This is a genomic window from Sphingomonas faeni (assembly GCF_003053745.1).
GTDB classification, from domain to species: domain Bacteria; phylum Pseudomonadota; class Alphaproteobacteria; order Sphingomonadales; family Sphingomonadaceae; genus Sphingomonas; species Sphingomonas faeni.
In genome coordinates, this window is record NZ_QAYE01000011.1 from 69,306 (window position 1) to 93,750 (window position 24,445).

General features: G+C 61.9%; 25 protein-coding genes. 17 read left to right on the forward strand and 8 right to left on the reverse strand.

Annotated elements, in window-relative coordinates; all coding sequences use genetic code 11:
* The first annotated feature begins 64 nt into the window (after window positions 1-64).
* From C8J25_RS18045 to C8J25_RS20825, 5 genes are all read left to right on the forward strand, one after another.
* Window positions 65-952 (forward strand): DUF7146 domain-containing protein, encoded by an 888-nt coding sequence (locus C8J25_RS18045; RefSeq protein WP_167397755.1) that lies wholly within the window; start codon window positions 65-67, stop codon window positions 950-952.
* 328 nt (window positions 953-1,280) lie between these two features.
* Window positions 1,281-1,511: a BrnA antitoxin family protein gene (locus tag C8J25_RS18055; RefSeq protein ID WP_107955751.1), complete on the forward strand. Its 231-nt coding sequence runs from the start codon at window positions 1,281-1,283 to the stop codon at window positions 1,509-1,511.
* A 553-nt stretch (window positions 1,512-2,064) separates the two neighbouring features.
* Window positions 2,065-2,457 (forward strand): DUF3768 domain-containing protein, encoded by a 393-nt coding sequence (locus C8J25_RS18065; RefSeq protein ID WP_107955775.1) that lies wholly within the window; start codon window positions 2,065-2,067, stop codon window positions 2,455-2,457.
* Window positions 2,458-2,577: 120 nt separating this feature from the next.
* Complete coding sequence (locus C8J25_RS20820) at window positions 2,578-2,727, forward strand: antitoxin VbhA family protein (protein ID WP_244187194.1); 150 nt, start codon at window positions 2,578-2,580, stop codon at window positions 2,725-2,727.
* A gap of 290 nt (window positions 2,728-3,017) precedes the next feature.
* Window positions 3,018-3,161 carry a hypothetical protein gene (locus tag C8J25_RS20825; RefSeq protein ID WP_167397756.1) on the forward strand — a complete coding sequence of 48 codons (144 nt, stop codon included), beginning with the start codon at window positions 3,018-3,020 and terminating at the stop codon, window positions 3,159-3,161.
* Between the two features lie 42 nt (window positions 3,162-3,203).
* Here the strand turns inward: C8J25_RS20825 and C8J25_RS18075 are convergent, their stop codons facing one another.
* Window positions 3,204-3,581, reverse strand: coding sequence for a DNA polymerase Y subunit UmuC family protein (locus C8J25_RS18075; RefSeq protein WP_483009883.1), 378 nt, complete (start codon window positions 3,579-3,581; stop codon window positions 3,204-3,206).
* An 883-nt stretch (window positions 3,582-4,464) separates the two neighbouring features.
* On the opposite strand from C8J25_RS18075, the gene C8J25_RS18080 reads away from it, so the two are divergent.
* Entirely contained in the window at window positions 4,465-5,145 is a 681-nt protein-coding gene (locus C8J25_RS18080) for a ParA family protein (RefSeq protein WP_107955753.1), read from the forward strand.
* Window positions 5,142-5,489: a hypothetical protein gene (locus C8J25_RS18085; RefSeq protein ID WP_107955754.1), complete on the forward strand. Its 348-nt coding sequence runs from the start codon at window positions 5,142-5,144 to the stop codon at window positions 5,487-5,489. The genes C8J25_RS18080 and C8J25_RS18085 overlap by 4 nt, the downstream gene beginning before the upstream one ends.
* Window positions 5,490-6,287: 798 nt before the next feature.
* Here C8J25_RS18085 and C8J25_RS18095 read toward each other — a convergent pair.
* On the reverse strand, window positions 6,288-6,557 hold the full coding sequence (locus C8J25_RS18095; RefSeq protein ID WP_107955756.1) for a hypothetical protein: 270 nt from the start codon (window positions 6,555-6,557) through the stop codon (window positions 6,288-6,290).
* Window positions 6,558-6,852: 295 nt separating this feature from the next.
* Between C8J25_RS18095 and C8J25_RS18100 the strand changes: the two genes are divergently transcribed.
* The 3 genes from C8J25_RS18100 to C8J25_RS18110 are packed head-to-tail and all read left to right on the forward strand — an operon-like array spanning window position 6,853 to window position 10,033.
* Window positions 6,853-7,434 (forward strand): hypothetical protein, encoded by a 582-nt coding sequence (locus C8J25_RS18100; RefSeq protein ID WP_107955757.1) that lies wholly within the window; start codon window positions 6,853-6,855, stop codon window positions 7,432-7,434.
* A gap of 23 nt (window positions 7,435-7,457) precedes the next feature.
* On the forward strand, window positions 7,458-8,945 hold the full coding sequence (locus C8J25_RS18105) for a relaxase/mobilization nuclease domain-containing protein (RefSeq protein WP_244187195.1): 1,488 nt from the start codon (window positions 7,458-7,460) through the stop codon (window positions 8,943-8,945).
* Window positions 8,942-10,033, forward strand: coding sequence for a hypothetical protein (locus C8J25_RS18110; protein ID WP_107955758.1), 1,092 nt, complete (start codon window positions 8,942-8,944; stop codon window positions 10,031-10,033). The genes C8J25_RS18105 and C8J25_RS18110 overlap by 4 nt, the downstream gene beginning before the upstream one ends.
* 69 nt (window positions 10,034-10,102) lie before the next feature.
* Here the strand turns inward: C8J25_RS18110 and C8J25_RS18115 are convergent, their stop codons facing one another.
* Entirely contained in the window at window positions 10,103-11,008 is a 906-nt protein-coding gene (locus C8J25_RS18115) for a hypothetical protein (RefSeq protein ID WP_107955759.1), read from the reverse strand.
* 809 nt (window positions 11,009-11,817) lie between these two features.
* Between C8J25_RS18115 and C8J25_RS18120 the strand changes: the two genes are divergently transcribed.
* Together C8J25_RS18120 and C8J25_RS18125 are read left to right on the forward strand one after the other, a co-directional pair.
* Window positions 11,818-13,053: a site-specific integrase gene (locus tag C8J25_RS18120; protein WP_107955760.1), complete on the forward strand. Its 1,236-nt coding sequence runs from the start codon at window positions 11,818-11,820 to the stop codon at window positions 13,051-13,053.
* Window positions 13,054-13,283: 230 nt separating this feature from the next.
* Complete coding sequence (locus C8J25_RS18125; protein ID WP_244187196.1) at window positions 13,284-15,182, forward strand: sensor domain-containing phosphodiesterase; 1,899 nt, start codon at window positions 13,284-13,286, stop codon at window positions 15,180-15,182.
* A 782-nt stretch (window positions 15,183-15,964) separates the two neighbouring features.
* Here C8J25_RS18125 and C8J25_RS18135 read toward each other — a convergent pair.
* Window positions 15,965-16,282: a hypothetical protein gene (locus C8J25_RS18135; protein ID WP_107955778.1), complete on the reverse strand. Its 318-nt coding sequence runs from the start codon at window positions 16,280-16,282 to the stop codon at window positions 15,965-15,967.
* Between the two features lie 240 nt (window positions 16,283-16,522).
* On the opposite strand from C8J25_RS18135, the gene C8J25_RS18140 reads away from it, so the two are divergent.
* The 3 genes from C8J25_RS18140 (at window position 16,523) to C8J25_RS20970 (ending at window position 18,688) form a co-directional block, all read left to right on the forward strand.
* Window positions 16,523-16,822 carry a hypothetical protein gene (locus tag C8J25_RS18140; protein WP_107955762.1) on the forward strand — a complete coding sequence of 100 codons (300 nt, stop codon included), beginning with the start codon at window positions 16,523-16,525 and terminating at the stop codon, window positions 16,820-16,822.
* Between the two features lie 160 nt (window positions 16,823-16,982).
* Window positions 16,983-17,960 (forward strand): SDR family oxidoreductase, encoded by a 978-nt coding sequence (locus tag C8J25_RS18145; RefSeq protein WP_107955763.1) that lies wholly within the window; start codon window positions 16,983-16,985, stop codon window positions 17,958-17,960.
* A 458-nt stretch (window positions 17,961-18,418) separates the two neighbouring features.
* Window positions 18,419-18,688: a class I SAM-dependent methyltransferase gene (locus C8J25_RS20970; protein WP_208622636.1), complete on the forward strand. Its 270-nt coding sequence runs from the start codon at window positions 18,419-18,421 to the stop codon at window positions 18,686-18,688.
* 98 nt (window positions 18,689-18,786) lie between these two features.
* Here the strand turns inward: C8J25_RS20970 and C8J25_RS18155 are convergent, their stop codons facing one another.
* Window positions 18,787-19,152 (reverse strand): DUF4440 domain-containing protein, encoded by a 366-nt coding sequence (locus tag C8J25_RS18155; RefSeq protein WP_107955764.1) that lies wholly within the window; start codon window positions 19,150-19,152, stop codon window positions 18,787-18,789.
* 253 nt (window positions 19,153-19,405) lie between these two features.
* Here C8J25_RS18155 and C8J25_RS18160 point away from each other — a divergent pair, with 253 nt between their 5' ends.
* The gene (locus tag C8J25_RS18160) at window positions 19,406-19,930 is read left to right on the forward strand and encodes a DUF937 domain-containing protein (protein WP_107955765.1); all 525 of its coding nucleotides are present in this window, start codon (window positions 19,406-19,408) and stop codon (window positions 19,928-19,930) included.
* A gap of 407 nt (window positions 19,931-20,337) precedes the next feature.
* Here the strand turns inward: C8J25_RS18160 and C8J25_RS18165 are convergent, their stop codons facing one another.
* Window positions 20,338-20,748: a DUF3597 family protein gene (locus C8J25_RS18165; protein ID WP_107955766.1), complete on the reverse strand. Its 411-nt coding sequence runs from the start codon at window positions 20,746-20,748 to the stop codon at window positions 20,338-20,340.
* Between the two features lie 153 nt (window positions 20,749-20,901).
* On the opposite strand from C8J25_RS18165, the gene C8J25_RS18170 reads away from it, so the two are divergent.
* Complete coding sequence (locus C8J25_RS18170) at window positions 20,902-21,492, forward strand: DUF4142 domain-containing protein (RefSeq protein WP_208622637.1); 591 nt, start codon at window positions 20,902-20,904, stop codon at window positions 21,490-21,492.
* Between the two features lie 288 nt (window positions 21,493-21,780).
* Here the strand turns inward: C8J25_RS18170 and C8J25_RS18175 are convergent, their stop codons facing one another.
* Window positions 21,781-23,217 (reverse strand): methyl-accepting chemotaxis protein, encoded by a 1,437-nt coding sequence (locus tag C8J25_RS18175; protein ID WP_244187197.1) that lies wholly within the window; start codon window positions 23,215-23,217, stop codon window positions 21,781-21,783.
* 195 nt (window positions 23,218-23,412) lie between these two features.
* Entirely contained in the window at window positions 23,413-23,727 is a 315-nt protein-coding gene (locus C8J25_RS18180; protein WP_244187198.1) for a hypothetical protein, read from the reverse strand.
* Window positions 23,728-24,445: the final 718 nt, after the last annotated feature.

The window sequence follows — 24,445 nt, forward strand, 5'->3', positions numbered from 1 at the left end:
CTTCGGTTCAACGTCTTCGGAAGCACCCATGACCGAAATCCATCAAACCCACAGGACGATCGGCATGGCACGTCTTCCGCTAGACGCTGAGGTCCGCGCCAAGGATATCGTCGAGAAGCTCGGCGGAATCTGGCGCGGCACGCACGGCGAATGCCGTTGTCCGGCGCATGACGATGGCTCTCCAAGCCTGTCTGTCCGCCTGGGAGATACGGCAATCCTGTTCCACTGCTTCGCCGGTTGCACGACGATCGAAGTCCTGAAAGCCCTGCAGCGCCGCAAGCTCCACGATCGCGCAGCCGTGTCGATGCCCGAAGCGAGCCCCAAGCGCGACATGAGCGCGCTCGCGCTCCGGCTTTGGAAAGCCAGTCAGCCGATCGCCGGCACGCTCGCCGAGGAGTATCTCCTCGCACGCGGTCTTTCCGGCCCCTTCCCCAAGTCGCTGCGGTTCAACCCCGCGACGATCCACGGCTCCGGGCCGTCCAAGCGGACGATGCCCGCCATGATCGCGGCCGTCGAAAACGATCTGGGCGTCGTCGCGGTGCAACGCACCTTCCTCGATCCCGACAACGTGCTGCACAATCCAATGTCCAAGCCGAAGGTCTCGCTGGGCCTGCTTGGCACCGCGGCGATCCGGCTGGCGCCGGCGACGGACGAGTTGGGCTTCGCCGAAGGCATCGAAGACGCCCTGTCGGCGATGGAATGGTTCGGCACCCCGACCTGGGCCTTGGGCGGCGTCGAACGCCTCGCCTTCGTCGCCATCCCTGCGGGCGTGCGCCGCATCATCGTCTATGGCGATCGCGGACGGGCGGCCGATCAACTGCTCGCCAAGGCTCGCAACTATCTCACCGCGAACGGCCGCGAGCTGGTCAGCCGCGTGCCTGCGCATCACGACGATTGGAACGACGCCTGGAAGGCGTATCAGGCATCGGCCAAAGTGGACCCACGGTCATAACCGGCACGACCCTGCTTCAAGCCCAATTAATGGGTGCACAATAAATTCGTGTCGCCTATTTTATGGGTGTACGAAATCACGACGGAAATCGAGTTCGATCCCGCCAAGGAGGCTGGGAATATCGCCAAGCACGGCGTGTCCTTGCAAGCTACGGAAGGATTTGATTGGGACACGGCATTCGAGCGCGAGAACGATCGCTTCGATTACGGAGAGGTCCGGGATGATCGGTGGTCGCCTGCATGTGCTGGCTTTTACCGAAGGCTCCCATGACGACGCGGTTCGCGCCATTAGCCTGCGCCCGGCAAAAAACCCGTAGTGAGGTTCTATCATGGCCAAGTTTGACCCGGAGATTCACGACGACAATCCGCCGATGGACACAGCGTTCATGGCCGGAATGAAGCCGTCCTCGCGCGGGCGACCGAAACTGGAAACCCCCAAGGTGGAAGTCAAAATCCGTCTCGATGCCAAGACGGTCGCGTATTTGCGGGGTAGCGGCCCCGGGTGGCAGACCCGTGTGAATGCCTTGTTAGAAAAAATGGTGACGGCCGTACAAATTTGAGGGTGTGGTCGCCGCGCCCTCTGGCCCGGTAAAGTACGAAGTTTATCGTCCATGACAGGGCGAACCTGCGCATAAGCGCAGGCAGAGGAGAGGGAGCCTTCGGCTTGTTGATCCGGTGATGAGCACCGGGCGATAAAACCGGAGGCCCTCGATGCACACTTCAGCCGCAGCTCTCAAACTCGATTTCACCGAACCGTCGATCACGGCCGCCAAGGCGGTCGCCGACACCATCGCTGGACAAGGATCGCTGCAACGCGACACGCTGCTGTGGGTCATGGAGCAAGCCTATGGCGGATCCTCGGCCGATGGTCGCTGGTCGCTTCGCGACGCTTACGACATGCTCGAACTCGCCGAGGTCATGTACCTGGCGAAGGCCGACCTCCCGAGGGGCCTTTCGGGCTCCTACGTCCTCGCCGAGGCGCTTTCACACGCCAGTCCGCAAGCGGACTTCTCCACGGCGTTTCGACCCTACGGGTGCGCGAGCCAGCTATGCCTCGGCGGTCGTGTCGCCTGTCGAAGGCCCCGATTGGCGGGGTCAGACAAGGAGACCGAAATGGCCGACCAGACCTCCACATCCGAGCGCCGGAAGGGCGAGCCGACCGAGATCGCGCGGCTTAACGACTGGCTTCGCCAACATATCACGGCCCCAGGCAACAACCGCGTGGTGATGACCTGCGGTATCGCCGAGCTGATCGGGGACGTCAGCCTCTTGCGTGGTTTTCGCAAGCGTGCCGAGCTGATCCGCACCGTGCGCGACTACGACCGGTTCGATGACGCCATCAACCCGCACGGCGAGCGCGACATGGGCCGGTTCGAGTTCGAGGGGACTGCCTGCTACTGGAAAATCGATTACTACGATCTCGACCTCACCGGGGGGGCGGAAGATCCGGCCGATCCGTCCAAGACCACGCGCGTCCTCACCATCATGCGCGTCGACGAACGATGACGCAGACCGCCCCGGCGCACTGGCGTCGGGGCTCGTCCTTATCTCGCAAGAGGATCGCATCATGACCGTCCAAACGATCACCAGATCAGCGCAATCGAGCGCACCCATTGTCACCGTGAGGTGGACTTCGCACGCGGCAACGTCCGTCACGAAGGCGGCATCCTCTCCGACGAGATCGAGCAGCTCAATGCCCGCTACATCGCCGGTGAAATCGACAGCGACGCGCTGACCGGCGCGGTCCTGGCATCTCCGAGCGTCCAGTTGCCGTGATGGTGCGGTGGCAGAAGGAAGTGCGCTGTCTGGCGGCCTCCCCTGCCCCACCAACGTCGGAAAGGCTCTGTCGTCGACGCCCTTCCATCGTGACGATCGGGCGGGGCCGGCGTCAAGGATGCGCGGTGCCCCCAATTTTGACGCGGCCTGCGTTTTCGCTGCGCTTCACTACGACCACGACAAAATCGGCACCCCCACGCCCCGCTCCGCGGCCGCTTCGCGGTCCTGTGACCCCGACCCCGCCCAATCGTCAGCCCGCCTCTGTCTCAAGCAAACAGAAGGAGGATCAGATGAACATTCAAACCACACGCACCCAGGCATGGCTCGCGGAGCTGGCCAGCATCCAAGCGGTGATCGCGATACACGGGATGCCCGCGGCACCCCGGCCCGCTCACAGGCGGACCCGCAAGCTCAAGCCGCTCTGGGAAGAGTGAGCGCAAGACGGGGCGGCGCTGCCGCCACGCTCTCGTCATGTCTCACGCAGACCGAACCGCATGCGCATCACATTGTTCAAGGCTCCGGAAGTCCGTTAGTGTATCGGCCGCGCGGGCCGCGCGCCGCACCATCGCCTCGCGAAGCGCGTCGAGGTCCGTCACCGGCACGCCAAACTGGCGCGTCATCGCCGTTGCCTTGCTGGCTTCCGGCTCCGGCTTAAAGCCGTCGCACTCGACGCCGTTCAACTCGCGCACGAGGCGCTCGAGAACGACGGTCCCCACATCACGCGCGGACGCCGGTGCCATCGCCACCAGATCGGCCGTCGTGCGGCTCCCGAACGGATGCAGTCGCGCCGCCAGCGCCGACCCTATCGGTGCCGCGCAGCGCGCGGCCGCTCGGTTCGGGCGGCCACCGAGCATCGACGATGCACTATGGGCTAAAGCCCAAGGAATATCTGGAAGCCGACCCCCCTGCCCGGATCAACGACATCGCCGTTTTGATCGGCGTCAGCCGGCAAGCAATTTACCGGCGCCTTGAGAGTGACAAGGCTCCAGCGGCATGCCTGTGAACATGCTCACGGAATGAGCATGTAACACGAATTATACATGCGCCCCATGTGATCATACTCCCGACGCGGAACGAGTATAGCACGTGGGCGTGCGCCGCATGTGCAACCTGCGGCACGTCTGGCACTTGGAAGGCGTATGGGATGGGCGCAAAATGGGAACATGCGCTACGCGTGTAACACGCAGCAGACGCAGCTGTTGTATCGTGCGGGACGTATGAACCGTGTGAACACGCGTTACGTGTGTCACACGCGGCACACGCGGCATTTGTACAATGTGCGAGATGTGCGAGACATGTCACATGTCTACATGTCTACATGTCTACATGTCCACATGTCTACATGTCTATATCTCTATATGTCACCATCACCATGTCACCATGTCACCATGGCACCATGTCACCATGGCACCATGGCACCATGGCACCATGTTTTCATGTTTTCATGTCTTCATGTTGCCGTGTTTTCATGTGCACATGCGCTACGTGTGTAACACTCTGCAGACGCAGCTTTTGTACAAACTGCGGGACATGTGAGACATGTCTACATGCGTTACGTCTGCAACACGCGGCAAACGTGACCCTTGTCCAACGTGCGGGACGTGTGAAACATGTGAACATGCGCTACGCGTGTAACACGCGGCACACGTAGGGTTTGTAAGACGTGCGGGACGTGTGTAACCTGCGAAATACCGTACACATGTGCAGCTGTCGTCAGCGCAAACTATCGGAGCCGTTATGCCCGTAATCACCATGCTATCGCCAAAGGGGGGTGTCGGAAAAACGACGACAGCCCTAATTTTGGCGACAGAGATCGCCGCGCAGGGATCGAGCGTCGTCATGATCGATGCCGACCCGAATTTTCCGCTTGCCCGATGGGCGAAGAAGGATGGGAAGCCCGACACTATCGAGGTCTTGCCCGAAATTGATGAAGACGAGATAATCGGTACAATCGACGCAGCTCGGAAGCGGGCGGACTTCGTGATCGTCGATCTGGAGGGCAAGGCAAGCGCACGCGCGACCAGTGCGCTCCTGATGTCCAATCTCGCGCTCATTCCCATCCAGGGATCGGAATTAGACGCCGTGGAGGCAGCGCGGGCGTTTAAGGTCGTCCGCAACGCCGGGACTGCCCGCGAGCGTCCGTTGCCGTTCGCAGCGGTCCTTACGAGGACGCCTGCTTCGCTTCGGCTTTGGACGCGCGACCTGAAAGCAGTCGTCGCGAACCTGCAAAAAGCCGGCATCCCTATGATCCCAACTGCTCTCGCGGAACGCGGTGCATTCCGCGGCCTCTTCAGCATAGGCGGTACGCTTGCTGAGATGACAAACGCTGACGTGGGTTCGCTAGATAGCGCACGAATTAACGCAGCCGCTTTCCGCGATGACGTTCTGGCGCTGCTCGAGGAAGGGGCTGCTGCATGACCGATAAGGCCGCACCGGGTTCACGCCGATCCATCGCCAGCTTCGCGGCCGATGACGACATTCCAGTCCCGACGCCCGAGCAAATCGTGGCGGCGAAGGCGGGTGGGGAGGGGCTTGGCTTTCGTTCAGAGAAGGCGACGCCACCAGCGCCCGCCCGGCCTACGCCGAAGCCCAGACAGGCGACGTTTACTGACGCGATCCACGTTCGTGCACGCCCCGAGGATAGACAAAGGTTCGAGGATTTTGCGTACCGGCAGCGCCTCTCGAAGGGTGACGCGATGACCCGGCTTCTCGACTTCGCTGAGAAGGAAGAAGAGCGCCTGGCGGCCCTCAGCAACACGTAGAGACGCGACGGCGCGCGACGATGATTCACCGAACGATGCGCCCAAACAGGTTCAGTGAACCGCAAACGGCCAACGGGACCGTTCGGCAATAGCTGAGCGAAAACGAATCGGGGACGATCTGGCGCAGGACATAGATGAGCTGGTCGACGCATATATCGCAGGCGTCGCAGCGGTGATACCAGCGTGAGCCCCGCGTCCGATCGCTGCCCGTTAAGGTAGAGGGATGACGGGGCTCAGACCGTCGCAACGAACGGGGAGGCTTGCCTCGGACGGTGGAGAAGGGTGCCGGATACGCAACGGCTTATATCAGCCAGGCACGACCGATGCGCACAGATGCTTCAATGCGTTACCTCGAACCGGGCGAAACGCAAAGATGCCCCGAACCACTACCTGCGACTATGACCGAACGGCCGCCCGCTGGGTCTCATGGCTAGCCGAGAGCGACGAAGCGGTTGAGTGCGCGAGCAACTACCAGCGAACCCAATTCAATGGGGCAGAGCAGCTCCAGTTTCAGTTCGTGAGCAATCCCACGAAGCGCGGCAGAGGCGTTCTGGTGCGCACCTATCAGTCGTTGGGGCTCGGCTAACGTTTCGAATTAAAGATACGCCCAGAAATACAATTGGCGCCATCGATCGACATGTCCGGCGAGGGATCGGAGGGATTCTACGACGGCTGTTCCCGTCTGTGGGGCCTTGCGAAATAAGATCTGCCGCGACCTCAAGATTACGAAGGGCGCCAACACGCCTCATGGAGCAGATGCGGGGCCGTTTTGCGGGGGGAGTTGTGGCGCAGCGAGAGTTAAGACGTAGAAATCGTGGCAACGTGTTGAGCAACAGCCGCAGCGCCGTGGGTTGAGATCGCTGTAGCGATGGAGCGAGCGTCTGTCCTTTCCATCGACGGGATTTTGACGCGATCGAGAGCGGCGAGTAGGACAGGACGGCCGGCATCGCGTGCAGCAAGTTCGGCGACCTTTTTCTGTTCAGCAAGCGCGGCGAGTTCTTCACGGAGAGCCTTTTCCCGCGCTTCGATGGTGGTGATGTCGACCGTCTTGGAGGAGGTACGCGCCATGTGATATCTCCGGGTTGTGGGCGGGATCGATCGCATAATGTCCGAGGACGGCTTGGATTGCTAGGCTGATCGACTGAACAGGGATCGCTTTGATTGACAGCAAACAGAAATGCGTTTGCCAGATTTGTAGGGCTGAAGCAGCACAGTTGCCCCGCCTCCGCGTTCGTGAGATGCTGTAGTGTGTGAAAAGGAGCCGAAGGTCCGTGGGGGGTTGGTCTAAGGTATGGCAGGATACGACTCATGACACCAATGTCGGACATTGGCTTATGAGTCTCCGCTGCTCGGGGCTTTCAAGATGAAGGTTACGGTCCGGCTCAGCGACGTTCTCACGGCCGAGATCGATCGTATCGCCGTGGCGTCCGGACAGACGCGCAGTAGCTGGATCACAGCGGCGTTGACGCAAGCAGCGCTCACGCCAGAAAGCCGCAGCGTGCCGGTCATGCCGGTGCAGGGGAGGGGCCATCCCGACGATTACATTCGGGTTACAGTTCGCCTGAACCGGAGTGAGATCGAAGCGATCGACACCGTTGCGGCGCCGATGCGCCTGACCCGCAACGAGTGGATCAAACGCACGATCCGCTGGCAGCTTTGGGACAGGGCCGCGCTTCTGCGTCTTGCACCGACAACGCAAACGGAGATCGGCAAAGTCCGCAAGCAGGTCCTCGCGATCGGACGAAACATCAACCAGGCGGTCCACGCGATGAACGCGGCGAACCAACCGGAGAGCTCGCTCGACATTGCGCGTATCGCGGGCTCCTTCATGGAAACATGCGGCGAATTACGCACCCTTCTGATTGAGGCCCGGCGCACGCTGGCCTCCTCGATCGGTGGTGAAATCGGGTACTGGACCCGCAAGGATAAGGCACCGGGCGAGTGAGTTTGCGGCTATCCTCCGGCACGATGGATTCGATGGCAGGCGTCTTTGCGCCTCCCAAAAAATACCGCATGGGATCGGGGGGCGGCAGCGCCAAAGGCCCGAAGACCGGGGGCACGATCCTCGGCATGGCCGTCGCATCGATGTTTCCGAAACCGGCATCATCGTCGGCTGAATCGCGCCCGAGCGCGCAGGCAAAGCATGCGTTCGGAGGCGGATCGCAGGCCCGCATGAACACCCGCGCCGTGATGATGGCCGACCGTACTTCACGTCGCGCGCCAGAGGCCGTTGTGCGGATCACCGGGCGTCAACATGGCGGCGGCCATGTGCTCGCGAACTTTTCCTACATCAGCCGCCTGGGCCACGGCGATGAGAGCGAACTGGGTCTGGAAACGAGCGAGGGCGAGGTGCTGCGCGACGGTCGCGAGATGCAGTTGCTCGCTCAGGAATGGCACGGCTGGGAGATGGATGGTGACGCTCGGCGCAAGGGGGCGACGTCGATTTCCATGATCCTGTCGATGCCCACTGGCACCGATCCGGATCGCTTGAAGGACGCCGCTCTCGACTTTGCCAGGCAAGAATTTGCCAATCGATCATGGGTCGCGTCGCTCCACGTCGACCGCGAACATCCGCACGTTCACCTCACGATCGCGCGTCGCGATCACGATGGCCGACGCTTCCATCCGAACCGCGAAGATCTTTTCCGGTATCGCCAGCGGTTTGCCGAAAACCTGCGGACCCGCGGCATCGAGGCAAACGCCACGCCCGCCAGGGCGCGTGGCATTGACCCTCTGCACGAGCCGATCGCCGCGGTGAAAATGCGTGAAAAGGGACAGGTGCCTGAGATCGACAAGAGCCGTATCGCGCGTGCTGAACGACTTCGCGCGGAGGGTCGCGAAGACCCCGTCATAGCGATGCTGGCCAGCCGGCAGGCGACCGTACGCGCTACCTACTCACGCTCGATTGCGGAACTCTCGACGTCGCCTTCAGCCGTCGATCAACACGTCGCTCGGAGCCTCGAGCGGTTCGCCGCCACGATGCCGGAGCCCGAACCAAACTCGGTCAGGGCAATGCGCCTGGCGAGCGAGAAGGTCGCCGAGCCGATCGTCGCTGCACCTGTCCGACCGTTTGTTCGTATCCCCGACGCCTCGGTGTCGCGCGCCGATACCGGCGTCGACATCCTCAAGGCGCTTCATCACAAAATGGCTGCGCCAGAGGTACAAGCCAAGGCGCGTCCCGGCGATACGATGCCGACGCCAGCCCAGTCCGAGGACAGGGCAAATCGTATTCGCGATCCGATCGAAAAGAGCCGAGGCCCGGCCGGGAAGGATGACGATCCAGATCGTGCCGGCACGCTCAGCGATCGTCTCCGAGCGATCACCGAGAAGATTGGCGAGCCCAGTCAGCCGATCGATGTGTCACACCACGACGAGATCGTGAGGAAGGCCGAGGAGCAGAATCGCGAGCGGCCCGATCGCGACCGTTCAAAGGATAGGGGTGGGCCCAGCCGATGACTTCAGACGCATCGACCGTCGCGATCGCCGCGCTTATGGACGCCGTGTCCCTGCTCCGGGGCGAAGTGGCGGCACTGGCGAGAAGCAACGCGCGCATCGAAGCGGCCCAGGAGCAGCTACATCGCCGCATCGATGTCATCGACACCGGCATCGCGCCACTTTGCGACGTAGTGCCGTACCAAGAGGCTATCCTCGCAAAGACGGTCGACGGTCACGCTGACACGCATGCGTGGCTCAAAGCTCTGGCCCCGGTTCTACACAACCTCATCGAGCGGTCCGTCACCGATCGCGTGACGACACGCTCGCTGCACCAGGACATCATCCGGACTCAGGAAATCGCTGGCGCCGGTGAGAAGGGGATCGCTGAGATCGCCCTTGGCCTCGAGGTGATCGCAGGCCGATTGGATGAGGCCGCAAGTGCCAACCAGAAGGATCGCAGGGCAGGGGTCGCAAAAACCCTGGAATTGATCGGCTTCACCCGCGCAGCCGTGTTGGGGCAACGCGGCCCGCTGCCGATCGATGTGGAAGACGACCCCTTGATGGAACGGTTCATCCTCGCTCAACCGGCGGACCGCACATCCAACGAACGCGCCCTGGTCGACTGGCGAAAGGCAATCGCGGGCACCAGCGCGAAGGATCTCATCACGCTTCTTAAAAAGCAGCAGACGCCTTCACCGACGGACACCCCAGAGTCACGCCTCCTTCGGTATCGCCTCGCAGCCATCACACGCGCGAAGATCGAAGAGCGCGGAGCAGTACCGCCACCACGGCCGACGACGACCCGGGCGACGGATCGATCAGCCGGCAGTGGCTTCTTGCGATCCCAGGAACTCGCTGAGCTATGGCGTCAGGGTGAAAGCACAGAACTTTACGCCGAGTCCGAACTGGCGGGCGCGATCGATCTGTTCGATGCTCTTGAGGAGAAGCTCGAACCCACATCGGGGGACGTCGTACAGCCAGAGCTGACCGCGCTTCACCGCGACCTGGCCAAACGTATCGAACGAGGCGAACGGCCATCGCTCGGTGAGAGCCGCTCCACGACGCAACACGAACCCACCATCACGGTGGAGCCGATCAAAGACCGTTAGGGTCGCTGCTGCGCTGACCGGCCGCCACTGGTAGCGAAAGGCGGAACGGCCAATTGAAACGCGCGACGATCAAACGCGTGTCGAGCGTTCCAGCAACCGATCGATATCAGCCATGCTCGCATCAAGGGCGGCCGTAGCAAGGGCCAGCGGCCCATCGTCCAGAATAGCGGGTTGCTCGACGATAAGCTGACGTTGCGTCGGCTGGATACGACCGCCAGCTACAAGGGTAACAAGGCCGGCACGGGCGAGCGCGTGCGCCTGGATATCGGCCCCGGCTCGAGACAGACCCAGCGCCCGTGCAAGCTGGATCCGCCGCAGCGGGCCAACTGCCACGATGAGCGCCCACGCCTCGCGCGCACGGGCGTTGCGGGATAGGCCGGCAAGCGCCTCAATACCGCGATCGCAGCGCCGGTTGATGAGCGTAAGGCGGTCGAAGCCATCGCGCGCGGTGTGTTCGCAATGCTTGACGAGGGCCTCGGCGCGCTCCTGGACGGTCAAATCGAGGCGGAAGACGGCCCGCGGAAGCTGACCTGCAAGCCCAGGCACGACACCCGCATTGTGGCTCAGCAATGCCAGGTTGAGCGCCCAACACCCTGACGGTGGTGCCGCGACATGGCGGTGCAGCGGTCCACCTGGCAGGTCCAGCATGGCGTCATGGCCCTGATGCTCGGCAAAATTGGGATGATCAAACAGTATGTCGACAGCGCCAACAGCTGGCGCGATCGACTGTAAAGAATGATCGGCATCAAGCCCGGCGAGTCCGAGCGCGACAGCAAGTGGGCCGGTTGTCGACGCTGCGAACAGAGCGATCTGCGCGGTATCGAGCAGCGCGAGCTCATCGGAGGCGAAACGCCGGGTCGCATCGACCATGCGCGCCAGCGTGGCGGCGGGTGCTGCGATCGCAGGCACGCCATGATCAGCAAGCCATAAGAGCACGGCGTCACGACGCGGGTCATCGGTCAGGAGGATCGACATGCTGTCAGCGGAAGCCTGGTGAGCGGGGCCAACATCGCCAGCGCCAGCATCGCGCCGATACGCGCGCCATGCGTCTGACACGGTTGCCAGGGCCGCAACCTTGCGAATTTCGGGGGACGCAAAGCAGGTCGCGCCAGCCAGTCGACCGAAAGCGTAGGCAAGGTGCGTGAGATCAAGACGAGGCATCAAAAGTGTCGTACGCTAGTAATAGCAAAATCACTAGGCATCAGTATTTGCCAATCTTTGGAACTTACCATAATCGGACATTATGGTAACTACAGGGATGTGCCACGGAGTCGAAATGCAGGGCAAACGTCGGTTTCTCGATATGACCGGACTCGATGGCAGAGCGAGGCGCAGGCCTCCGAGATTTCACAATAGCGACGGATCCTGTCCCCAAACTACTGGACTGAGGGACGCCTGCCCGAATATCGCTTTCAGCGGTTGACGATACCGGCACGCTTAGCCGCAAATCCGCCAAGTTTGCAGAAGATCGCGACACTGGAGGCGGCGCCCATCCCAGCGTGGCCTAGTGCCGCGAACAAGCGCCGCAGCGGCCAACGGATACCGTTCGCGCCAATGAAATGCTGAGGAATGGCGACGCAAAATCGTTCCCTGCGACCCGGACGAGCGCTTGCAGCCCGCAGTCGATCGCGACGACCAGCGCCAGCGCGCCCGTAAGCACATTATCCTGTAATTATTGCGATTGGCTGCAAATGCGATGGCGGGAATATCCGGTGAATTACTATCTTCAATCGATGCGATCGACACCAAATGAAGGGTAAATCGGACCAGTGGGCACGCGCGGTATGAGCGAGATCGTCGTCCATCGCACCGACGGGGAGGGCCTGCCGGTTCGAGCGCGGCATGGCCTTGTCGAGCCGATCAATGCCCGCGTTACCCGGTTGCTGGTGCTTGCGCTGCCCGCTGATGCCGGCCCCGTCAGCGAGATCGGCTTCGACGCGCAGCTTGGTGCTATGGCAGCGGCGAGCAAGGCGGCATTGGCTTCGGACCTGGCCTGCTATCTGCGCTGGTGTGAGGACATCCGTGTCGCCCCGCTGCCCGCCGAGCCCGAAAACCTGGTCCGCTACATCGCCATGCTCGAAGCGCGGGGCGCCAAGCCCGCGACGGTCGCGCGGCGGGTTGCCAGCCTAGCCACGGCACACGGCTTGTCAGGGATGCAGGAGAGGGGGCATGCGCCCACCAGCCACGTCATGGTCCGCGCCGCGCTCAAGGGCCTGCGCCGACGGCGTGGCGCTGCTCAGCGCCAAGCGGCCCCGTTGCGCTTCGGGGCCTCGCTAGATCCCCATACCAAGGGGTTCACGCTGACCGCGCTGCTCGGCGCCTGTGGCGGCGATTTGCAGGGGCTGCGCGATGCCGCCCTGCTGTCGCTCGGCTATGACGCTGGACTGCGCGTCAGCGAGCTTGTCGCCGTCACCGTTGCGCATATCGATCCGCACAGCGATGGTTCGGCGCTTCTGTTCATCCCGTCGTCCAAGACCGATCAGGAAGGGCAGGGGGCCTGGGGCTGGCTGTCAGCAGACACGATGCGCCGGGTCGGCGCCTGGCTGGTAGCGAGTGCGATTACCGAGGGGCCGGTCTTCCGCCGCGTTGGGGTCGATCGGCGCCGTCTGCGCGCCGCGGTTCCGCCGATGGCGTACGAGGCAATCCCGGGCCACACGCGGCACTGGCAGGAGAAGCTCCGGGGAAAGAAGGCCGAACCCGCGCGGACGGTCTACACTGTTGGGACCGCCTCGCTTAGCCGGCAGGGCGTCAATGGGATCTATCGGCGTGTGGCGCTGAGTGCGTTCGATCAGGGGCTGGTCGAGATGCCGATCGCGACGGTTGAGGAGGCGGCGCGTGCCCTGTCGAGCCACTCGCTGCGGGTAGGGCTGACGCAGGATCTGTTTGCGGCTGGCGAGGACGGCGTTGGGATTGCTCAGGCGCTGCGCTGGTCGTCACCGTCGACCGCGTTGCGCTACGGACGCAAGCTTGCCGCCAGGAGCAATGTTGCAGCGCGCGTACTCTCTCGGATCAGGAGCTGAAGGTGCAGAACCGACGGTCGCATCCGCATGTGATCAGCTTGGCAACGTAGTAACGCGATTGAACGCCTATGGTCGATTGCGTCAGCAAGCGGTTTAATATCGACTATGTAATCAGCAATCGAATTCCCATCGGATTTTTGGATCAAATTCTGTAAGCCGGAAACAACATTCAAAACGGATGTTTTGTATGCGGGTGTTATTTAGGCTTTAAAGAAATATAAAGCGGCGTTATGATAGGCTCTGTTTCCATGGGACTTTCTGAAACCGATCCATATCATGGAGGCGATGATACAGTAACCGTACTGCTTCATCTTCAGAACGCCATTTTGAAAATGATTGCCAAGGGTGCTGGGCTTGCACCAACGTGTACCACGCTGTGTGCAGAAGTAGAGCGGATCCTCCCGGAGGTGGTCTGTTCGGTTTTAACGGTCGATGTGGCAGGACTGCTTCATCCGCTGGCCGGGCCAAGCCTACCGGAAGCATATTCCCAAGCCTTGGATGGCCTGTCCGTCGGCCCGTTAGCCGGCTCCTGCGGCACTGCTGCCTATCTGAAAACAGATGTTACGGTCGTTGATATCGAAACCGATGCCCGCTGGGCGCAGTTCAAACACCTTGCACGTCCGCACGGGTTGCGCGCCTGCTGGTCCAGTCCGATATGTGATGCAGACGGTCGCGCGATCGCGACATTTGCTTTTTACTATCGCAGCGCCCGAGGGCCGACAGCCTTCGAACGCGAGGTGGTGGCTAACTGCGTTCACCTCACACAAATCGCTATTGAGCGACATGAGCGTGTTCTCGAGCACCAACGCCGGGCCTTTACCGACGCCTTGACGGGTTGCCCCAATCGGGCCGCTTATCATGCCGCACTTTCCAAACTTGAAGGCGCTGCGGTCGGCAGTTGGGCGCTGTTCGTGCTGGATCTCGATAATCTCAAGGTCGTGAACGACACGTTCGGGCATCATGCGGGTGACGAGCTTCTTCAGATTGCCAGCGACAGGATCGCAGCATCGGTAAGCCCCGGACGGACGTTTCGCGTAGGGGGCGACGAGTTTGCTATCATTCTTCAGGCTCCTGAAGCTCTTAGCGACCTGGAAAAGATCGCTGATGAGGTTCTAGGCACGCTCTCGGTTGCTGCCGACTGCGGCGGGCATAGCATCGTCCCTCGCGCTACCATCGGAGGCGCTACGTTCTCATTGGACGACGCCGGGGTGGGGAGTGTGCGGCAAAATGCCGACTTTGCTCTCTACCACGCCAAGGAAACTGGTCGTGGCGGCTTCGTACGATACTGGGCAGGGCTGCGCTCGAACATGATACGGCGTATGGGCGCGATCAGGGACCTGAGCGCGGCTTTGCGGGAGGACCGGATCGAGGCGCATTATCAGCCGATCTTCCGTCTCGACACGCGGGAGATCGTAGGACTGGAAGCGCTTTGCCGTATGCGCATCGGCGACAATCTGGTCTCGGCTGCCTCTTTTCATGAGGCGACCGCCGACGCACACGTTGCGACCTCGCTCACTGCCAGGATAATGACTCTTGTCGCGGCCGACCTGCGCCGATGGCTGGATTTGGGCATCCCGTTTCAACACGTCGGTATCAACGTCTCGTCTGCGGATTTGAGTGGCGGTGCCGTAGGACAGGTTCTAGCCGCAGCGCTCGAGCGCGAACGGGTCCCTCTCACTCACGTCATCCTAGAGGTAACCGAGACGGTGTACATGGGCCGCGGGGACCAAGCGATACAGCAAGCGATCAGGTCACTTCGCGCTGACGGCATACGGGTCGCGCTGGACGATTTCGGAACGGGCTTTGCGTCGCTGACGCACCTGCTCACGGTCCCCGTCGATGTCATCAAGATCGACAAACTGTTCGTTGACCACCTTGAACCCGACGGGGTCAGCGTGACCATCGTCGAAGGCCTGATCCGTACCGCGAAAAAGATGGGCATCAGGATCGTGGCTGAGGGGATAGAAACCGAAGAACAGGTCGAGCAGCTTCGCGCAATCGGTTGTACGTTAGGGCAGGGGTACATCTTCTCGCCCGCGGTCAATCGCGAGATGATAACCGTCCTTCTCCTTGGGCATGCGCAGGGCATTGCGCGACCGCCGATCGCGACGCGATCTGGCCTGGGCTGATTGACGATCCAGCGGTGAAAGGAATGGAGCACTCAGCGGCAGGATGTCGGATCGATGAATTGCCGCCGTTGCGTGTTGCCGCGGATCTTCGGGTGACGATCACCGTGTTTATCAGGCCTTACGGAACAGACAGCGGTCCCGGTAACTGCCGAGGGAACCACGTCAGGAGGGCGTCTGACAGCGCCGTAGCGACAACTGAGGGATCGCCCGTTCGTGTGCCACTAGCGCGCACCGTCGTCGCCTGCCCCGTCCACACGACGTGATTGTCCCGGCGCAGCGATACTGTCACCTGGAGACGGGTTACGATCAGACCGCGCAATTGATCCTTCCCCGAAGGCAAAGTCAGTGACAGGCCTCCAAGGCCCGCTGCCATGCCCGGTTGGTCTGATCGGTCGTTGCCGGACCGGACGACGCCGCGCTGTGTCTGCGATACCTCAACCTTGGCGACGTAAAGGCTGTGGTTTGCGTCGGGCAGGGGCAGGAAAGGTGTTCGAAGGAGGGTGCGCTGAACGGCGTCCGTGAACGTTCTCGTGATAGCGGGAGACGTGGTCAGACTGTCAGCAGCAACGATCGCTATCGTGCCCGGCTTCACCACGGATCCGGCGACCGGCGATTGTACTAGGGCTGCGGCCGCAGCGAGCAGGAGACCGTACATCTGACAGGCGCCGATCAATTACAGGAGTGAGGAGCGCCAACGGCATCAGGCCGGCAATCCGCGTTAACAGTGGTGATGAACCGTGATCGAATGCCGATCGTGATCGCGCTCTCCGTTCGAGAGCCCTCTATTCGAGCTTCTCGGCGTGTTGATCAGCCCATTCCTTGCCCTCATCGCCTCCCCAGAGAAGCCAGGCGATATAGCCGGCAGAAGGATCAGTGTCGGATCCCCACTCATGTGTTTTGCCGTCTTTATCGACCTCGTGACGCGCGAAGTAGCTGTGCATCGACTTCACATCTTCGGTGGTCACATCGTCCTGCGCTGCCAGTTGCTCGGCACGACGAACCCCGACGTCCGTGCCGCCTCGTCCGAAATCGTCGCGCAACTTTAGCCCCTTCTTTGCATTGGTGGCGATTTTTTCAGTTGGTTTGAACGTATCGGGCATCATGCTCTCCCTGTGATGATGTTCAAAACGCCTAGATTTTCGAACATATCTATGAGGGCGTAGCAGCGGAATTTGCCTCTGATCCTCCCAGGTGATGCTGGATGAATGGGCCATCAGGTGGGGTGGGCCGAGACGGTGTTCTCAGGGGTTCCTGTCTCCTGACAACAAGGATTTAAATCGTTGAGTTGATCGGAAACTAGCCTCGCTTGGAAGGTTCTAGAGCGAGCAAAGGAGATCGACATGGCAACCGAACAGCCGAACATTGCACCCGACGACATAAAGCCGGAGCCGAACGACGCGGATAACGCGGCGACCGTTTTAGACGATGCGCAGATGATCGAAACGCCGGGCGGCGGGGGTCTAGGCGGTGCCGATGCCGCGGATGTCCTGAGCGGATCGGAAAAGCTTAGCGGTGGTGCAACGCCGAATAGCCCTATCGATGTGCCAGTTCCACATGGCGGTGGTGGTAGCCCAACTCGCGAAGCGCAGCTCAGATCGTTGAACGATGGCCCCAAGGAACCGCATACCAATCCGAACTGATCATCCCTGCAGCGATCCCGAGGAACATCGTGCTGTCTCGTGTGGACACCCCGGCGCCTCCGGGACGTTGAGTGCCTATGCATGATGATAAGACAGTTCGTCTAACGCGCCGGCGTTGTCTTCCCGTAGGTGTAAAGGCAGCCGTCTTGAGCATCGTCCGATGAGCGGTGATCGTAACCTAGCCGGGCACCGCGTGGTAATCACCGGTGCATCGAGCGGTATCGGCGCGGCAACGGCGATGGCTTTCGCCAAAGCGGGAGCGCGGCTTGTCCTAGGGTCTCGCGGCAAGGACGGGCTGGCCGACGTCGCGCAGCGCTGCGTCGAGGCTGGCGGCAGCGCAATCGTCCGACCGGTAGATTGCACCGACGCAGGCGCAGTAGCCGCATTCGCCGCTGAGGCGCGCGATCTGCTCGGTGGCATTGACCTGTGGTTCAGCTGTGAAGGCGTCGGTGTGCTTGGCCGGTATGAAGACGTCCCAATCGCGGGTCACGCCCGTGTCGTCGATGTGAACCTCGTCGCCCACATGAACGACGTCCATGCCGTACTGCCGATCTTCCTCGCGCAGGATCACGGCACTTGGGTAAACATGATCTCAGCCGGCGGTTTTGTCGCTACGCCTTATGCCGCGGCCTATTCGGCGAGCAAGTTCGGGTTGCGCGGATTCAGTTCCGCATTGCGCGGTGAGGTGTCGAAGCGCCCGCATATCCACATATGCGACGTCTGCCCGACCTTTGTTGATACACCCGGCGTCGACCACGCCGGTAACTATACAGGTGCCCGGCTCTCGTTGCCCCCAGGTTCGCTTGCACCGGAGACGGTGGCGAAGGCAGTCGTGCGGCTTGCCACGCACCCTCGTAACCTTACCGCCGTCGGCGCACCGGCAATCGCATTCAAACTCGGCGAGTTCGCGGCGCCGAACCTGCTGGCGGCGATCATGAGTGGCTTCCTCGACTCCTGGTCGGCCCGCGCGGCCGACGGCAACGACAGTGATGGGGTGTTGTTCGAACCTGGCGTCCCCGCCGGTCCAGATGGTGGCCGGCGCGATCCACACCGGGGGCGCAAGATGGCAGCCGCGGCGGGCGGCATGGCGGTTCTCGGCCTTGCGGGGGTCGGTGTCTGGCTCGGCCGTCGCCGGTGATTGTGGACGACCGCTATCTCGCGGTGCGCTCGGGCATACGGCTACAAACGGACGCTGTGGTCGCAAATACCGGCTGGTTTACTTGGCAGGGGTTCACCGCGTGACCGAAGCGATCGAGTTGGGACTGCCGGCGCAGGCCTTCGACCGACAGGATGATGGCGACGACCTTGGCTTCTACGCGCCCCCGCGTTTGGTCACGCACATTGACGAGGCAGCAGTAGGTGCACTGACCAGCCTGTACCGCGATGCGATCCCCGCTGGCGGGCGGGTGCTCGACCTCATGTCGAGTTGGGTGAGCCATCTGCCGGACGACGTCGCCTATGGCGAGGTCGTTGGCCACGGCATGAACGCAGGGGAACTAGCGGCCAACCCGCGCCTCGATCGCTGGTTCGTCCAGAACCTGAACGATGTGTCTGACCTGTCCGAAGAGGACGCGCGCTACGATGCCGTACTGATCTGTGTCGGGGTTCAATATCTGCAACACCCCCCTGGCGGTACTGCGCGAGGTTCGTCGTGTGCTGAAGCCGGGAGGCCGCGTCATCATAAGCTTCTCGAACCGGTGCTTCCCGACCAAGGCCGTGGCGGTCTGGCGCGCTCTCGATACGCAGGGCCACGCCTCGCTTGTCCGCCTCTATCTCGAGACGGCGGGTTTTCGCGGAGTCACGGCATCCTTACTCGCCGACGGTCGCCTGGGCGATCCATTGGTCGCGATAACGGGTCGCAGTTGAGGCTGTTGGGATTACACCAGCAATGGGGGCGCTGCCTTCCCGGTTTAGTACCGTCGCGCCTGTTACAGGTATGTATCAGGCGCGACGGCAGCCTGCGGTCAGGCCTCGACACTGGCGGTTAAGGGTGGCGTCTGCTGATGTTGGACGACCAGCCAGTCGTCGTGTCCCCGCATTCGCAAAGTCGAGGTGCAATGTGCCTCGTACTTCTCGTCGCCGCTTGCGCAGCGCGCGGTGTACGCAACGATGATCAGGCCCTCTTGAGGTCGTGACACTCGTCGATCCGATAGCTCGACCGTATCCCAATCGGGCGTAGCCTTGACCGCATCCTTCGCTTCCTGCCCCTGGAGGACATAAGGCGGGCGGGGCAAGACCATGACGATCTCCTCGTCGATCCGGTTCTGGTAATGCTCATCGCTGGCATCCCATAGGCTCCCTTCGAATTCCCACACGCGCTGGTCGTCCATGCCGTCTCTCCTTCATGGCTCAAGCGCGAGAGGATGGGGGAGGGTTCCGGTGTCTCGGCACCATCGCGTCAATATCTACCGACGGATAAGACGTTTTGGCGCCCGTACGCCCGTACGCCCGTACGCCCGAACTCCCCGACTAACATTGCGCAGACAGCGCATGCCTACTGATCCATGGTCCAAGCGCGATCGAAGGGGACCGGACCTATAGGTCGCAGCATCTGTTGGTACCCGTCACAACAAGGAAGCTGCCATGAATCTCAATGACCTCCTCCCAGATGGTGGCATCGATGCACTCGCCGCCCAACTAGGCATACCGCGTGAGCAAGCTCAGCGCGGCGCAGAGGCGCTGCTGCCGTCGGTTCTGGGCGGCATGGGGAATAACACGACGCAGTTAGACGCCCATGTGAACACGCTTGGCGGCGCAGACCTTGCTTCAAACGTGTTGGGCAACGAGCCGACGCAGATCGATCGCGGTAATCAGATCCTCGGCGGTATCTTCGGGTCGAAGGACGGCAGTCGTGAGGTCGCCGACAACGCGGCGCAAAGCAGCGGCCTGGCGCCCGAGCTTCTGAAGCAGATGCTGCCGATCCTGGTCATGCTGGTAGCCGGCCATCTGACAGGGCGCTCGGGCGGGCAGCAAGGTGGCCTTGGCGGGATCCTTGGATCTGTACTTGGCAGCCTGAGTGGCGCTGGAATCGCAGCCGCTGCGCCCGGGGGCGGTCTTGGCGGCGGACTGGGGGGCATTCTTGGTTCGGTGTTCGGCGAGCGGCGATAGAAAGGTCCGGTTAGTACTGCCCTGCTCGATAAAACCGGTCGACTTGAGGTCCACGAACATCCCGTCGCCACGTGGCTACGGCACGGCGATACCATCGACGGCATGACTGGGGAGCGCATGTGATGCGGAGACGAGGAAACAAGCGAGCCGGTCCTGTAGCAATTGTCATCTTCGTGATGATCGTGGCACTCGTCGTCACGATCTGCGGGCTCGCCGCGCGTGGCTTTCAGAAAGAGCCGAATGGACCGCCGCGCGGTAGTCAGACGCTGCCAGCTCAGGCTGCGCAGGGCACCGTAGCTGCGGCGCCTCCGAACGCTACCCCTGCTCGATAGTCATGACGACAGTTCGTTGGCGGCCTGAGGCCGGATGGGACCGCGTAGGGTGCGGTCCCATCCGGATCGGCTAGTTTAGTTGCGCAGGCTGTCTGGAACGATACCGCCGTTATCGGCAAGCTTCTGCATCACAGCCTTGTGAAGGGCGATGTTCTGCTCGGCCGAGCCGTCGGCTGCAGCATGGACATTCAGTTCGGCAGCAAGTTCCTTGCGAGCTGTCAGGCTGGAGTCCAAGTCCAACAGCTTCAGAAGATCGACGATCGAGCTCTGGTAGTTGCCCCCGCCATCTTTCATCGATGCCATCTCGCTGAGGACCGCACCGACGTCGACGGACTGCTGCGGCGCTGCGGGGGCTGGCTGAGCGGTAGCGGTCGGCGCGGCTTGCGGTGCAGCCTGCGGCGCCGCGGCGGGAGCTTGAGCCGGTGCAGCGGCTGGTGCGGCTTTGTGGTGAAAAACCTTGTTCATGATCGTGCTGAAGATGCTCATAGCCGTGTCCCGATAAGGCCGGCAGCTGTGCCGGCAGACGGCTAGAACGAACTCGCTTCAGGATCGGTCCGGAGTTCGTTGCTCGTGCGGAACGGTCCTCAGGAGGCACGCGTTGAACAGGCAGCGGTAACATGCGAGCAGATGGAGAGCATGATGAACATCAAGACCCTGGCATTGGTGTCGGTAGCGGCCCTGTCATTGGCCGCATGCGGCAAAAAGGCCGACGATACGACCGCCGTCGATAACAGCACCTACGCCAACACGACCGCCACGGACGTGAACGCAGCTGGTTCCAACGATGCGATGGCAGCACCCGCCTCCGGTGGACAGGCCTTCGTCAACATGGCGGCTGCGAGCGATGCGTTCGAGATCGAGACTTCGAAGCTGGCCGTAACCAACGGCGCATCTGCTGCGGTAAAGAAGTTCGCTGGCCAGATGATCACCGCACATGAGGGTTCGACTGCGAAGCTGAAGGCACTGACCGCGACGCTGTCGCCAGCTTTGGCGCCCAACCCGGCGCTGAGTGCCGAGCAGCAGCAGAAGCTTGCTGATCTGAAGACCAAGCAGGGCGCCGATTTCGACACCGCGTACGCAACGGCCCAGGTCGCCGGGCATCAGCAAACGCTCGATACGCTCAAGGGATATGCTGCAACCGGCGACGTGCCGCAGTTGAAGACGTTTGCGGCGGGCTTGGCACCGACGGTTGCAGCGCATCTCAACATGGCGAAATCGCTCAAGTCCTGAGGTCGGGTCTCAGACGATGTAGTATGAAGTCGAGAGGTACATCAGTGTACTTCTCGGCTTTCCAGGAACGTCACATTGCCGATCGACGTGGGAGGCTCGGTTTGAAGATATCGGCCAGATCGAGCCGAGCGTTGTCGGCAAGGCCCGTTATGGACGTCTCGGCCGTAGCAAGGCGTTCAACTGCGCGATTACTACGAGCAGGGCCCGCTTCATTTTGTCCTTAGTATACATCCTCCTATCATCGTCGCTGCAATGCGGGGCCCCAAGGAGATAGGACCGACTTGGCTCCTAAGCTGTTGCCGCATCGTCCGATTGAAGGAACGAGACGAACAGATCGGTCGACGATCTTAAATGCCGCGCGCTGGCTGCCAAATCGCTGGCGCTGCCCCGTACCGACGCCGACAAGAGCGCGGCAGATCCTGCCGCTTCCGCCACGCCGTCAATCCGGGTGCCGATCTCGTCCGCCGCGCCGACCGCGCGCGCTGCACCCGCATCTACCTCCTGTGCCGTGAAGCGCTGCTCGCCGACTGCGGTTGCGATCCCCGATGCCGCGACCGAAACCTGACCGATCGCAGTATTGACGCTACGCAGTTTCTCGCCCGTGTCCGCGACGCCCTCGCGGATGCCGGCAAGCAGCGTGCTGATCCGGTCGCTCGCACGCTTGGTGTCTGCCGACAGGACCTTCACTTCGCCCGCGACCACCGCGAACCCGCGCCCCGCGTCGCCCGCCCGCGCTGCCTCGATTGTAGCGTTCAGGGCGAGCAGATTGGTCTTGTTCGCCAGGTCACGGATATCGTCTAGAAAGACTTCTATCTGGACCGCATGATCCTCAAGCATCGCTACCGTCTGCACGCTGCGTTGCGCTTCCAGGCTCGCCACCACGGTCAACTCCGATTGCCGGTCGGCCGCGATCGCGATCGTCCGGATCGATTCGGACAGGTCGCGGATCGACGACGCGACATGCGCTATGTCGCGTGCTGCTCGGCCTGCGCCCGATGCCGCCTCAACCGCATCCTGGGTCGCGCCACCGGTGACATCTTCGAGCCGCACTGCTGCATGCTCCAGTCGTTCGGTCGCCTGGCCGATGCTTTTCACCACGGACGTCACCGAATGATCGAACTCGTTCGCCAGGACCACCAGCTCGCCGCGCCGCTCGCTCGCGATCCGTGCCGCCTGCTCCTCGCGCTGTTGGCGTTCGCGCGCCGCCACTGCCTCCGCTGCACGCGCCTGAAGCATTGCCTCCTCGGTCCGCCGCTGGCCGTCCTCTGCCAACCCGGTCAACTCGCGAGACCGCCGCAACGCTGCACTCTGCGATTGGAACAGCCGCTCGAGCTGGATCGTCAGCACCGTCAATGCGCCGAATTGCAAGCCGACCGCCACGACATGAAAGATCACCCGGCCGAGATTGCCCGTGCCGGTAAAGACGAATTCCGGGGCCCACCATTCGAGGGCAAGATGATGGATTGCGGTCAGCACCGTCGCTAGCGCAATCGGCCGCCAATCCGCCAACATTACCAGCGCCGCCATCCCGACGAAGAAGTACATGTGTGCATCCATCTGCCACGGATGCCCCTTGAGCAGGAAGACAAGCATCGCCGGTATCACCGCCGCAAGCGATCCCATCAGCGTCCGGGCCTCTATATCGTAGCGACCGCGGAGCGCCATCACGGTCGGTCCCGCCGTGATGATGGTGCCGATTACCAGCAGCGGAACGCCTGCGCCCACATCCAGTACGGCGTTACCTATCAGCAGCCCCCCCCAACGAGGTCCAGCCGATCAACGCCCACGCTTGGACAGCGCGACGCCGCAGCCGGTCAAGCGGGTTGAGTCCGGCATCATCCCCGATTTTTCCGGTAGCTCCAAGCTTTACTCCGAAACCCAACCGGGAAAACGCTGTCTTCAGCAGCGAGATGGTTCGGTTCATGCTCGCTTTCCAGCACCGCCATCAACGCCGCACCCCGCGGGCGGAGCGGCCATGATGACGACATTCCACGCGACCCGGGGAGCGATGCGGGCACGATCGCCAACGACGACCAGCGATCCTGGAAATGGCCCGGTCCCAAGCAATGCCGCACCGCCCGCCAGCGCACCCTGCACTGCTGCTCCGCCATCTTGACCGAGTGGCACCACCAGCATCGAACCCGATGCTGGTGGCCACATCGTCAACACCGCGAGCCCAAACGTCGCAGTAGCGATCTGGGCAGGGATCAACATCCAGCTTGGCAGGAATTTCATACGCTTACCTACGCACCGCCTGGTTAATGCAAAGTAAGGTCGCCACCCATGATCGCCCCCGATCTGGCTTCGACAAGATCCAAATTGGTGGTCCAAGCAGGGGGTATCGCAGAGGATCGACCGATCCTAGACTAACGGCGGACGGGTTGGTTTGCGGTCGGACAGTTTCAGCTAACAATGACACCGCGTGGATTCGAGCCTTGGCGGGGTTTTAGATTTCCCGGTGTCGGTTAAGGGCTGCGTTATGAACCTTTCACAGACCGAGGCATACCGTAGCGCTGCAGCCCACGAACGTTCGGAAGCGGAGCGGTCCGTACTTCCCCTTGTTCGAGAACGTCATTTGCGATCGGCAGAAGCTTGGGATGCGATGGCCACTCAGGGTGAAACGACTGAGCGCCTGGCGCAGGCGAATGCCGAGAACCGGATCAAACAACCCTATCAGCGACGGTCGTCAGCTAAGAGTACATAGGCCAGGCTTGACTGATCTTCACCGGCGCGGTTCTTTGCATGCGCGCCGCTGCGTTATCAGCTAAGCAACAGCGGAAGCCGGACTACATACCTTGATCCCCACGACGACCGTTCAGACGTGAAGACACGCGACCCGGTCGTCTATCCAAAGTGTCTAGGGCTCAAACCCAATCAGGCTATTGATTTGAAGAGGGCTTCCTGATTCACAGAGCGTGTGACGATGGAGGCGGTAGATGGCGTTGTTCTGGTT